Source organism: Kitasatospora sp. NPDC034533 (assembly GCF_055575155.1).
The window spans coordinates 1-10690 of record NZ_JBVITE010000120.1 but is presented as its reverse complement, the minus strand read 5'-3'; the positions used below and the strand labels follow the sequence as shown (position 1 = coordinate 10690).

The following is a 10690-nucleotide window of genomic DNA, read 5'->3' as shown; positions in this document are numbered from 1 at the left end:
CACGACGAACCGGGACCTGCTACCGGGCACTCCGGTGTCTACCCGGACGGGACTCACACCCGTAAGCCTGGACCAGCTTTCAGGACGCAACATGCCGAAGAGCGTACGTGAGCGGGGTGTGCCGGCGTTCGCCGGTCGGCCGCGGTCCGCTTCCGTGCCCGCCGGGTGCGGTCAGCGGGCCAGGCGCCCCAGCAGCGCGGAGGCCGCGCCGATGCCGGCCAGGGCGGCGAGGGCGAGGACGGCGAAGTCCAGCGGCAGGTGGGAGGGCGTGCCGATGAGCAGGCCGCGCAGCGCGTCGACCTGGTAGCTGAGCGGGTTGGCCCGGCTGACGGCCTGGAGCCAGCCGGGCATCAGGTCCACCGGGTAGAGGGCGTTGGAGCCGAAGAACAGCGGCATGGTGATCGCCTGGCCGATGCCCATCAGGCGGTCGCGGGTGAGCACGATGCCGGCGATGGCCATCGACAGGCAGGCGAAGAACGCCGAGCCCAGCACCACCACGGCCGCCACCCCGAGCAGGCGCAGCGGGTTCCAGGTGAGCGCGACGCCGAGCACGGCGGCGATCAGCACCACCACCACGGCCTGGAGGACGGCCTTCACCCCGGCCGCGAAGGCCTTGCCGGTGACCAGGGCCGCGCGGGGGGTCGGGGTGACCAGCAGTTTGGTGAGGACCCCGGAGTCCCGCTCCCAGATGATCATGATGCCGTAGAAGATCGCGATGAACATCGCGGACTGGGCGATGATGCCGGGTGCCAGGTAGTCCAGGTACGGGATGCCGCCGGTGGGGATGGCCTTGAGCCGGGTGAACGTCTCGCCGAAGATCAGCAGCCACAGTGCCGGCTGGACGGCCCGGGTGTACAGCTCGGTGCGGTCGTGGCGCAGCTTCTGGAGTTCGACCGCGCACATCGCGCCGATGCGCGCGGGCACCAGGCGCCAGCCGGTGCGGGCGCGCGGGGGCACCAGCAGCAGCGGGAAGTCGGGGGCGGGGCCGGGGGGTTCAGCCGACGCGGCCCGCGGTGCGGCGGGTTCGGCGGACATCGCGGAAGTCTCCTTCGGTGGCGTCGGCCAGTTGCCGGCCGGCGAAGTGGCGGAAGACGTCGTCGAGGGTGGGGTCGCCGTGGTCCGGGTCGGCCCGGCGGACCTCGTCCTTGAGTTCGGCGGGGGTGCCGAGCGCGCGGATGCGGCCGCGGTCCATGAGGGCGACGCGGTCGCAGTGGCGGTCGGCTTCGTCCATGTAGTGGGTGGTGACCAGGACGGTCATGCCGGTGGCGGCCCGCACGGCGTCCACGCGTTCCCACACGCCGGTGCGGGCGATCGGGTCCAGGCCGATGGTGGGTTCGTCCAGGACGAGCAGGCGCGGGGCGCTGACCAGGGCCTGGGCGAGTTCGAGGCGGCGCACCATGCCGCCGGAGTAGGTGGCGGCCATCCGTTCGGCGGCGTCGGTGAGGCCGACGGCGGCCAGTGCCTGGGCGACGCGGGGGGCGCGTTCGGCGCGCGGGACGTCGAAGACGCGGGCGAACAGGGCGACGTTCTCGCGCCCGGTCAACGCGGCGTCGGCGGACAGCTGCTGGGGGACGTAGCCGAGCAGGCGGCGTACCCGCATGGGGTGGCGGGTGGCGTCGTGGCCGAAGACGCGCACCATGCCGGCGCCGACCGGCAGCAGGGTGGTGATCGCGCGGATGGTGGTGGTCTTGCCGGCGCCGTTGGGGCCGAGCAGGCCGAAGACCTCGCCGGTGCGCACGGTCAGGTCGATGCCGTCGACGGCCCGGGTGGTCTTGCCGCGCCCGTGGCCGAAGGTGTAGGCGAGGCCCCGGCACGCCACCGCGTCCTCGGTCATGGTTCCTCCCGTGGGGGCGGCGGGGTGCGCAGGCCTTCGGCGACGTGGCGCAGCGCGGGCAGGGCGGCCGTCAGGGCGGCGCGGTCGGCCGGGGGGAGGCCGGAGACGATGTCGTTCATCAGCGCGCGGCGGCGCCGGCGCCAGTCCTCGATCCGCTCGACGGCCTGGTCGGTGGCGTACAGGAGGGCGGCCCGGCGGTCGGCGGGGTCGCTGTCGCGGCGCAGCAGGCCGAGGGCGGCGAGCTGGTTGACGAGGGTGGAGACCGAGTTGCCGGCCAGGCACAGTTCCTCGGCGGCTTCCGAGACCCGCAGTCCGGGGTTGTCCCGGACCAGGCGCAGCAGTTCGGCCTGGGCGCCGCGCAGGCGGGGTTCGTCGGTGGTCTGGCGCAGTCTGCGGCGGGCCAGGCGGTGGATGCCGGCGAGGAGGGTGGTGAGCTCGTCCGCCGGGGCGACGTCGAGCGTGGGCTCTGTCGCGGTCATACGGTCATTTTAGCTCTCAGTGAGAGCTATTCGTCGAGGTTTCGGCGGGGGCTTGGGCGGGGGTTCGGGTGGGGGCTTGGGCGGGGGTGGGGCCGGTTTCGGGTGCGCGCTGGCCGTGGACGAGGACGGGCAGGGCGCGGCCCGCGAGGGCCTCGGTGACGCGGGCGGCCTGGGAGGGGGCCATGACGCGGGGGATGTCGCGGACGGGCACGAAGCGGGCGCCGAGCAGGCCGCTGCGGTGGCGCGGGGGGACGGTGATCCTGGTGCCGTCGCGGACGGTGCCGCCGTCGAAGACGAGGTTCAGGCGCTGGAGGAAGCGGTCGGCGGGGGTGAAGTCGACGGCGAGGAGGTAGCTCAGGCGCAGGTGGAGGCCGGTCTCGGCGTGGACGTGGCGGGCGGCGGCCAGGTGCGGGGGCTCGTTGGGGAGGGAGGAGCCGCCGGGCAGGATCATGCCGTCCATGTAGTCGGGGTCGACGAGCAGGACGTCGCCGCGCCGGTTGCGGACGAGGGCGAGGCAGCCGAGCCGGCAGACGGGGGGCTTGGCGAGCAGGCGGGGGTCTTGCATGGGGTGGGGGTTCGCTTTCTGGTGGCCGCTGTTCAGTCGTCGAAGGTGAGGCGTTCGTAGCGCAGGCCCTTGCGGAGCAGGTCGACCATGCGCAGGAGGTCGAGGGGGCGGGCGGTGAGGTGGAGCAGGTAGCCGCACGTGGTGCGGCCGGTGCCCCGGTCGACGTCGAGGGTGGGGAGGTCGACGCCGCCCAGGGCGAGGACGGTGGTCAAGTCGTCCAGGACGTCGGCGGCTTGACGGCGCTGCTCGGCGGTGGCGCGGGAGGGGGTGGACATCTCACGTCCCCGCGGGGCGGTTGTGGACCTCGAAGGCCCGCCAGGCGCTGTAGGCGTCGCCGAAGAAGGCGAAGAGGGCGAGTTCGCCGTCGGGCCGGCGCAGGAACTCGCCGGTGGTCTCGTTGCGGACCCGGTAGCGGCCGACCTCGGGGTCGAAGCGGACGCCGTAGCCGTAGAGGCGGACCGGCTGGTCGCCGGAGCGCTCCTTCTCCTCACCGGCCGATCCCGTGATCGAACCCTTCTCCATGCGCACGACTCCTCTCACGCGGTCTCTGCGGAAATCATCGGCGCCCAAAAGGCCTATACGTCTTCCATCTTCAGGACATCTGCCACTTCTCGGCGCTACCGTCCAAGAAAGCCCAAAACGTCTCAGGATTCCTCTTGAACACTGCGCTTCAGCAAGGTATGGCGGCAGCTCGCCTGTCCCCCCGTCAACTGGCGGCCCGGGTCGGTGTTACACCTAAGACAGTGGAACGCTGGCTCTCTGATGCGTCGCTGGTGCCGCATCAGCGGAACCGTATCGATGTCTGCGCGGCTTTAGGGGTTGATGAACGAGTGATCTGGCCCAACAGCGTCCGGGCGAACGTCAAGACCGGGCACGACCGGGAAGTGTTCGCCGTCTACCCGTACCGGTCGGCCTGCCCTCGGTCGGTGTGGGCGCAGCTGATCGCCGAGGCCCGGACCGAGATCTTCCTCGCCGGGTACACCAGTTACTTCGTCTGGCTGGAGCAGCCCGCCCTCCTCCAGACCCTGCGGCGCAAGGCCGAGGGCGGCTGCCGCATCCGCTTCCTCCTCGGCGATCCCGACTCCGACACGACGCGCCAGCGCGAGCGGCTCGAAGACGTGACTCTCACGGTGTCCACCCGTATCCGGGTCACGTTGGAGAACCTGGCCAAGCTCTCCGGCACCGAGGGCATCGAGGCCCGCTTCAGCGCCCCGGAGGACGGCCCCAACCACATCGGCCTGTCCGTCTTCCGCTTCGACGAACACGCCCTGATCACCCCCCACTTGGCCCGAACCGTCGGCCACGACTCCCCACTGATGCACTTGCGGCGCAGCGAGGGGAACGGCATGTTCGACCGTTTCGCCGAGCACGTCGAGGAACTCTGGTCCCGGGGCAGCGGCATCCGCACCAGCCCCGCCCCCGCGTAGGCAGTCGGCCCGGCCCTCCTCTTCCCCTCCCCCGCCTGGCAGGCCTTGTCACCGCCACCCGCACCGGCGGGTTCGACACCCACTGACCCCGGCCCCGCGCGAGGAGGAGGCCGCGCCGCGCCGCAGACCGTGATCTTGCCGTCCCCCACAATGGCACTCATGACCGATGAGCCCTTGCACGTGTCCCTCGACGAACTGCGCCGGTCGTTCGACGTCCTGCTTCGCCATGTGGAAGCCACCACGACGAACGATGCCGTCGCCCTGGACAAGGACTACTTCTGGTCCATCCCCTCGGACGAGCAGTACGACGTCACCGAAAAGCCGAGCGACCTGACGATCGGGCAGCTCTCGGAGTCCTGGCAGCATCTGCGGGACCTGCTCGCCGACGAGGACCGCGCTCTGGGATACCACCTGGTGTGGCTCGCCGACGTCCTGCGGGCGATAGGCCAGGACCTTCCGTAGCCGCCTCCGGGCTCGGGCCGTGGCCTTCCCGGCCGGGGACCGTGGCCGTACCGGCCCCCTCGGGGAACTCCCGCGCCCGGTCTGGCGCAGGCGTCCGCACCGGCCCCGCCCGCACAGGAAGTCGGCCGGGCCGACTTCCTGTGCGGGCCGCCGCCCCTCGCGGGAGGGGCGGCGGCGCGTCGCGGGTGCCCGAACCGTCGTGTGGGCCGCCCCGCGGAGCGGGCGCGGGCGGCCGACGTTCCGTCCGGCCGGAGCCCGCCCGCCCCGGGGAGCCCCGCCCGCCGGTACCGTACGCGGGAAGTCGGCCGGGCCGACTTCCCGCTCCCCCGGCCCCCGGCCCCCGGCCCCGGCCTCAGTTCACGAAGTAGCTGAACCCGACCGTCGCCGCCGTCATCCCCGGCGCCACCTGCCGGGTGAGCGTCCCCTGGCAGCCGGCCGCCGAGTACACGTCCACCCTCGCGTCCGTGAGGTTCTCGACCACCACCGGCGACAGGGCCGGGTAGCAGCCCCGCACCGGGTTCTGCTTCGCCACCCCGTTCACCACCAGGGTCCCGGTGGCCGCCTGCGCGGGCACCGCCGGGGCGAGCGCACCGACGGCGGCCAGCATGCCGGCCAGGGCGATTCGACGACGCATCACAGTTCTCCTCGTTCCGGGGGCGCGCGACGGGAAGGAGGCGCCCTTGCGGCCCATGGATCCCCGCCCCCGGCGCCGGCCCGGCGCGACCGGCCGCCCGGGAACCCGTTTGGCGCAGCGCGCCGGCCGCTGCTACCTTTCCCGAGGCCGTGCGAGAGGACGAGGAGGTGGTACCCGTGAACGCAGTATCGACATGGGTGCTCTCCTGCGAGGCCACGGTCGGGCGGTAGACAGCCCGGGAGCGCCGATCACGAGCCCTCCCGAAAGGCACGACCGTGCACTTCACCTCCCACCACCTCCTCCGCGACGACGACGTCGTCGAACGCGAGTTCACCCTCGGCGAGATCCCCGGCACCCTGTGGACCCCCGCCCCCGCGTCCGCCCCCGCCGCGCCGCCCGTACCCGCCGCCGCGCCGCTGCCGCTGGTCCTGATGGCCCACAACAACGGCCTGCCCCGGCGGGAGCCCCGGATGGTCGCCCGCGCCCGGCACACCGCCGCCCGGGGCTACGCGGTGGCCTCCATCGACGCCGCCGGGTGCGGCGACCGGCCCCGCTCGGCGGCCGACGAGCGGGCCCGCGCCGAGCTGCGCCGCGCCATGCGGGCCGGCGAGGCGGTCGACGGCGTCTTCGAGTCCTTCGTGGCCCCGCTGGTGGCGAACGCCGTCCCGGAGTGGCGCGCCGCCCTGGACGCGCTCCTCGCCCTGCCCGAGGTCGCCGACGGCCCGGTCGGCTACAGCGGCTGGGCCGCCCTGGGCATCCACTTGGCGGCCACCGATCCGCGCGTCGCGGCCGCCGTCCTCTTCGCCGGCGGCTACGTGCCCCTGGCCCAGCGCGAGGAGGCCCGGCGGATCACCGTCCCGCTGCTGTTCCTGCTCCAGTGGGACGACGAGGGCAACCCCCGGGAGCGTGCCCTGGAGCTGTTCGACGCCTTCGCCGGCCCCCACAAGACGCTGCACGCCAACACGGGCGGGCACACCGGCACCCCCTGGTTCGAGGTCGAGGACGGCATCCGCTTCTACAACCGGCACCTGAAGTAGCACAACCGGGCCGGGACCCGCCCGTCACCGGGCGGGCCCCGGCCGAGCGCCGGGCTACCGGCGGGTGCAGACCGGGTCGGTGTCCGGCAGCCGCCCGCCGGCCAGGTAGGCGTCGACCGCGTCGTCCACGCACGCGTCGCCGTAGGTCCCGTACAGCCCGTGCCGGCGCCCCGCAGGGTCAGCAGCCGCGAGGAGGGCAGCTGCCGGTGCGGGGCATCCCGGAAGGCGCAGGGGTGATTGTCGTCCAGCAGCGGGCCCCGCAGGGGTTGCGGGGTGCGGGTGCGCTCGACGGCGCGCCAACAGCCCCCCGGGTCGCGCGGAACGCGCCCGTGACGCACCCTCCCGGCGCTCACCTCCTCGCGGGGGCGGCCGGGCCGGCAGGTGGCGTGGCGGGCCGCCTCCCACTCGGCCCGGTGGCGAACCCCCGCTGCCACCCGGGCTGTTGGTCCGCCAGGAACGCGGGCCGGGGCGCAGCGGCCAGTCCGGGTGTATGCGAACTTGTGTGGTCGTGTCCGAACTCCATGCGATTTCCCGCCCCGCAGGCGTCACGCACACCGGTGAACGCGCCCCGAAGGCGGGGCACGGGCGGCCGGTGGGCGGCTGTCCTGGGAGTCCTGTCCGGAGCGGGCGCCGGCCCGCCGACCACGGGAGTGGGGCCGACATGGGGACGAGAAGAACAGGCAGGAGAGCCGTGCGGGCCGCGGTGCTCGCCGCCGTGCTGGCCTGCGGCACGCTGGCGACCGCGCCGCAGGCGTTTCCGCAGGGCGGGGACGGGACGGTGACGGTCCGGGTGGTGAGGGCGGTGGACGCCACCGGCGTGTGGACGCCCGCGCTGGAGCCGGGCCTGGCGGGCGTGCGGGTGACGCTCACCGGCGAGGGCCGCTCCCGCGCCGAGGGCACCACGGCGGCCGACGGCACCGTCACCCTCACCCCGCCGCCGCCGCGCCCGGGGCGGCACGGCGGCACGTACCGGGTGCGGGTGGTGAACCCGCAGCCGGGCGTGCTCTTCCCCGCCTTCGCCTCCCGGCAGGGCCTGGACGGCGCGCCCGGCCTGCTGAGCTCCAACGAGGAGTTCGTCGACCTCTCCGGCGGCCGGAACGTCTCGTACACCACGGGGCTGTGGTACCCGGGCGACTACTGCCAGAAGAACGCGCCGCTGGTGACGGCCTGCCAGAACACCACCTGGGGCGGCGGCGGGCAGCGCACCCTGGTGTCCTTCCCCTACGGCGCGCGCGGCCAGGACGGCGTGGACGTGAACGTCACGGACCTCGCCACCGACGCGCAGACCGGCGCCCTGTTCGGCATCGCGTGGAACAAGGCGGACCGGCGGGTGTTCTCCTCGGCGACAGCCAAGCGCAGCACCCGCTACGGCCCCGGCGGCGCCGGCGGCATCTACGTCACCGACCTCGCGCACCAGCGCACCACCGTGTTCGCCACCGTGCCCGACGCCGGGAGCAGCGCCCACACGCCGGGCGCGGACGAGGCGTTCCTGGCGGCGCCGGGCCGCGAGAGCCTGGGCGGGCTGAAGGTGACCGAGGACGGGCGGGACCTGTTCGTCGTCAACCTCAACGACCGCCGCCTCTACCGCTACGACGCCACGCTCGCCACCGCCGCGCAGCCGGCGGCCGTCTACCCGATCCCGGACCCGGGCTGCCCCGCGGCCGGGGACTGGCGCCCGTTCGGCCTGGGCCTGCGGGAGGGCACCGGCTACCTCGGCGGTGTCTGCTCCGGCGAGTCCACCGGCCTGGTGTCGGACCTGCGGGCGGTCGTGCTGCCCTTCGACGTGGCCACCGGCGCCTTCGGGCCGGCCGTGCTGGACCAGCCGCTGGACTACCCGCGCCAGTCGACCGTCGGCTCGCCGCCGTGTGACGGGGCGGGCTGGTTCCCGTGGACGGACACCTTCCCGGCCACGCAGAACGGCCAGGCGTGCGCCGGCTACCTCGCCCAGCCGGAGCCGGAGCTGGGCGAGGTGGGCTTCGAGACGGACGGCACGATGCTGCTGTCCTTCCGCGACCGCTTCGGGGACCGGGCAGCCGGCCAGGCGGGGCCGGGCGCCCCGGTGGGCCAGGTGCTGGCGGGCGGCGACCTGGACAAGGCCTGCCCGCAGGGCGGCACGTTCGTGATGGACACCAACAACGGCTGCGGGCTCTCGCCCCGGGGCACCCGTTTCTTCGACACCAGCCGCTTCGGCGTGCACCACAACGCGGACTACGCGGGGATCGCGCTGTCCAGGGTGGAGACGACCGTCGCGACCTCCGGGTACGACCCGAACCAGACGGCCTTCGGCTACGGGACGTCGTTCCTCCAGCGGGCCGACGGCCGCTCGGACCCGCGCTTCGGCCTGCGGCTCAACCCGCCGGACACGCCCGCGCCGTTCGGCAAGGGCGCCTCGATGGGCGACCTGGAGGTGCTCTGCGACCGGGCGCCGCTGCAGATCGGCAACCGCGTCTGGTACGACCCCGAGCGCACCGGCCTCCAGGAGCCGGGCCAGAGCCCGGTGGCGGGCGTCACCGTCCACCTGTACGACGCCTCGGGCGCGCTCGTGGCCACGGCGGTGACGTCGGCGCGCGGTGAGTACTACTTCGACGACTCCAACGTGGACGGCGGTCTCAAGGCGCGCAGCGGCTACACGATCCGGCTGGACAACGCCGCCGACTACGCCGAGGGCGGGCCGCTGTACCGGTGGGTGCCCACGCGTCACGACGTCGGCGGGGACCCGTTCGTCGACTCCAAGGGCGTGCGCGTGCCGGGCACGCCCTTCCCCGAGCGGCACCTGACCACCGGCGGGCCGGGCGAGAACGACCACACCCTCGACTTCGGGTTCCGGCGCTGCGGCTGCAAGCGCTGACGGCACGGGCCTTGACGGAGCGGGGCCTTGACGGAGCGCGGGCCGGGGTGGGCGCGGGGGCGAAGTCGCCCGCTCCCGTGGCGGGTTCGGCCGCCACGGGGGCGGGCGCTCCTCCCTCTCCCCCGCCCGGGCAGGCGCGGGTGCTCGTCTAGGCTGAGGAGGATGAGCACACATGCGCCCGACGAAGCCCGTGTCATCCCCCTGCCCACGACGGCGCGGCGGCAGGAGCCCGCCGCGCGCGAGCCGCTGTGGCGCGATGTCGTCGGCGGCGTGCTGCGGCGTGAACGGCTGGCCCAGGAGCGGACCTTGAAGGACGTCGCCGAGGAGGCCCGGATCTCGGTGCCGTACCTGTCGGAGCTGGAACGCGGCCGCAAGGAGGCCTCCTCCGAGGTCCTGGCGGCCGCCGCCCGCGCCCTCGGGCTGGGCCTGGCCGACCTGCTCTCCCTGGCCCAGGCCGACCTGGCCCGCCCCGCGCTCTCCCGCGCCTCCCGCCGCCGTACCGCTCCCCCGGCCCGCCACACCGGCCTCACCCTGGCCGCCTGAGCACGCGAAGGCCGGCGACGGCCCGGCCGGGGCGTCGCGCCCCGCAGGCCGGGGGCCGCTCGCGGGCTGCGGGACCCGGCGCCCCCGCCACCGTTCGGCCTGGGAAAGGGCGGCGCACGGTGGCTGGCCGGAGGCACCGCCGAACGGGCACGTCACCGCGCGGCCCGGCACCTCGCGCCCATCCGCCAGACCCGGCCCGCGCAGGCGCCAGGCCAGGCCGGGCCGGGGGCGGCTCGCACGCCACGGGACCCGGCGCCCCCGCCACCCGCTCGGCCAGGGAAAGGGCATCGCACGGTGGCAGCCCGGAGGCACGGCCGACCAGGCAACGCACCGCGCGGACCGGCACCTCGGGCCCATCCGCCAGAACCCGGCCGCGCACAGCCGCCGGGCCGGGCCGGGGGCTTCGCGGGGCGGGGCCCCGCCACCGCCCCTCCTTTTCGCCCGAAGGGGGGGGTTGGTGGCGGGGCCCTTTTTCCGCCCGCGTCAGGTGGTCTGTAGGGGCCTCAGGCGGCCGGGGCCGGGGCGGTGGTGGCGGGCGCGACGTGGTGGGTGAGGCAGCCGTCGGCGAAGGCGAGGGCGCGCAGGAGACAGGGACGGCCTGCCGGGGCCGGGGCGGTGGTGGCAGGCGCGACGTGGTGGGTGAGGCAGCGGTGCGGGGGGCGCGCAGGAGGCAGGGACGGCCTGCCGGGGCCGGGGCGGTGGTGGCGGGCGCGACGTGGTGGGTGAGGCAGCGGTGCGGGGGGCGCGCAGGAGGCAGGGGCGGCCTGCCGGGGCCGGGGCGGTGTTGGCGGGCGCGGCGTGGTGGGCGGGGCAGTCGTCGGTGCGGGCGCGCGCGGGAGGCAGGGCCTGCGGGGGCCTCAG

Annotated in this window: 13 protein-coding genes; 5 read left to right on the top strand and 8 right to left on the bottom strand. The window is 74.9% G+C overall.

What is annotated here, in order from left to right; genetic code table 11:
- Positions 1-171 precede the first annotated feature (171 nt).
- Genes ACZ55U_RS38150 through ACZ55U_RS38125 form a run of 6 tightly spaced genes read right to left on the bottom strand, consistent with a single transcriptional unit; the run spans position 172 to position 3400 of the window.
- Entirely contained in the window at positions 172-1035 is an 864-nt protein-coding gene (locus ACZ55U_RS38150; RefSeq protein ID WP_465534084.1) for an ABC transporter permease, read from the bottom strand.
- Positions 995-1834, bottom strand: a complete 840-nt coding sequence (locus ACZ55U_RS38145) for an ATP-binding cassette domain-containing protein (protein WP_465534083.1) — start codon at positions 1832-1834, stop codon at positions 995-997. Before ACZ55U_RS38145 ends, ACZ55U_RS38150 begins: the two co-directional genes overlap by 41 nt.
- A complete protein-coding gene (locus ACZ55U_RS38140; RefSeq protein ID WP_465534081.1) occupies positions 1831-2313 on the bottom strand; it encodes a MarR family winged helix-turn-helix transcriptional regulator in 483 nt (160 codons plus the stop codon). Before ACZ55U_RS38140 ends, ACZ55U_RS38145 begins: the two co-directional genes overlap by 4 nt.
- A gap of 16 nt (positions 2314-2329) precedes the next feature.
- Positions 2330-2878, bottom strand: a complete 549-nt coding sequence (locus ACZ55U_RS38135; RefSeq protein ID WP_465534079.1) for an NUDIX domain-containing protein — start codon at positions 2876-2878, stop codon at positions 2330-2332.
- Positions 2879-2910: 32 nt separating this feature from the next.
- A complete protein-coding gene (locus ACZ55U_RS38130; protein WP_465534077.1) occupies positions 2911-3153 on the bottom strand; it encodes a hypothetical protein in 243 nt (80 codons plus the stop codon).
- Position 3154: 1 nt separating this feature from the next.
- Positions 3155-3400, bottom strand: coding sequence for a hypothetical protein (locus ACZ55U_RS38125; RefSeq protein WP_465534075.1), 246 nt, complete (start codon positions 3398-3400; stop codon positions 3155-3157).
- A 308-nt stretch (positions 3401-3708) separates the two neighbouring features.
- Between ACZ55U_RS38125 and ACZ55U_RS38120 the strand changes: the two genes are divergently transcribed.
- Positions 3709-4305 (top strand): DUF5919 domain-containing protein, encoded by a 597-nt coding sequence (locus ACZ55U_RS38120; protein ID WP_465534073.1) that lies wholly within the window; start codon positions 3709-3711, stop codon positions 4303-4305.
- 159 nt (positions 4306-4464) lie between these two features.
- On the top strand, positions 4465-4767 hold the full coding sequence (locus ACZ55U_RS38115) for a hypothetical protein (RefSeq protein WP_465534071.1): 303 nt from the start codon (positions 4465-4467) through the stop codon (positions 4765-4767).
- 352 nt (positions 4768-5119) lie between these two features.
- Here the strand turns inward: ACZ55U_RS38115 and ACZ55U_RS38110 are convergent, their stop codons facing one another.
- A complete protein-coding gene (locus tag ACZ55U_RS38110) occupies positions 5120-5401 on the bottom strand; it encodes a hypothetical protein (RefSeq protein ID WP_465534069.1) in 282 nt (93 codons plus the stop codon).
- A gap of 275 nt (positions 5402-5676) precedes the next feature.
- On the opposite strand from ACZ55U_RS38110, the gene ACZ55U_RS38105 reads away from it, so the two are divergent.
- A complete protein-coding gene (locus tag ACZ55U_RS38105) occupies positions 5677-6438 on the top strand; it encodes a dienelactone hydrolase family protein (RefSeq protein ID WP_465534067.1) in 762 nt (253 codons plus the stop codon).
- A gap of 54 nt (positions 6439-6492) precedes the next feature.
- On the opposite strand, the gene ACZ55U_RS38100 is transcribed toward ACZ55U_RS38105, so the two are convergent.
- On the bottom strand, positions 6493-7101 hold the full coding sequence (locus ACZ55U_RS38100) for an alpha/beta hydrolase (RefSeq protein ID WP_465534065.1): 609 nt from the start codon (positions 7099-7101) through the stop codon (positions 6493-6495).
- Positions 7102-7129: 28 nt separating this feature from the next.
- Between ACZ55U_RS38100 and ACZ55U_RS38095 the strand changes: the two genes are divergently transcribed.
- Entirely contained in the window at positions 7130-9286 is a 2157-nt protein-coding gene (locus tag ACZ55U_RS38095) for an SdrD B-like domain-containing protein (RefSeq protein ID WP_465534063.1), read from the top strand.
- A gap of 162 nt (positions 9287-9448) precedes the next feature.
- Positions 9449-9829 (top strand): helix-turn-helix domain-containing protein, encoded by a 381-nt coding sequence (locus ACZ55U_RS38090; protein WP_465534061.1) that lies wholly within the window; start codon positions 9449-9451, stop codon positions 9827-9829.
- Positions 9830-10690 lie beyond the last annotated feature (861 nt).

Excerpts from the sequence above, each read along its gene's own strand:
- ACZ55U_RS38150 (WP_465534084.1), bottom strand. The coding sequence starts at position 1,035 with ATGTCCGCCGAACCCGCCGCACCGCGGGCCGCGTCGGCTGAACCCCCC.
- ACZ55U_RS38145 (WP_465534083.1), bottom strand. The coding sequence starts at position 1,834 with ATGACCGAGGACGCGGTGGCGTGCCGGGGCCTCGCCTACACCTTCGGC.
- ACZ55U_RS38140 (WP_465534081.1), bottom strand. The coding sequence starts at position 2,313 with ATGACCGCGACAGAGCCCACGCTCGACGTCGCCCCGGCGGACGAGCTC.
- ACZ55U_RS38135 (WP_465534079.1), bottom strand. The coding sequence starts at position 2,878 with ATGCAAGACCCCCGCCTGCTCGCCAAGCCCCCCGTCTGCCGGCTCGGC.
- ACZ55U_RS38130 (WP_465534077.1), bottom strand. The coding sequence starts at position 3,153 with ATGTCCACCCCCTCCCGCGCCACCGCCGAGCAGCGCCGTCAAGCCGCC.
- ACZ55U_RS38125 (WP_465534075.1), bottom strand. The coding sequence starts at position 3,400 with ATGGAGAAGGGTTCGATCACGGGATCGGCCGGTGAGGAGAAGGAGCGC.
- ACZ55U_RS38115 (WP_465534071.1), top strand. The coding sequence starts at position 4,465 with ATGACCGATGAGCCCTTGCACGTGTCCCTCGACGAACTGCGCCGGTCG.
- ACZ55U_RS38110 (WP_465534069.1), bottom strand. The coding sequence starts at position 5,401 with ATGCGTCGTCGAATCGCCCTGGCCGGCATGCTGGCCGCCGTCGGTGCG.
- ACZ55U_RS38100 (WP_465534065.1), bottom strand. The coding sequence starts at position 7,101 with ATGTCGGCCCCACTCCCGTGGTCGGCGGGCCGGCGCCCGCTCCGGACA.
- ACZ55U_RS38090 (WP_465534061.1), top strand. The coding sequence starts at position 9,449 with ATGAGCACACATGCGCCCGACGAAGCCCGTGTCATCCCCCTGCCCACG.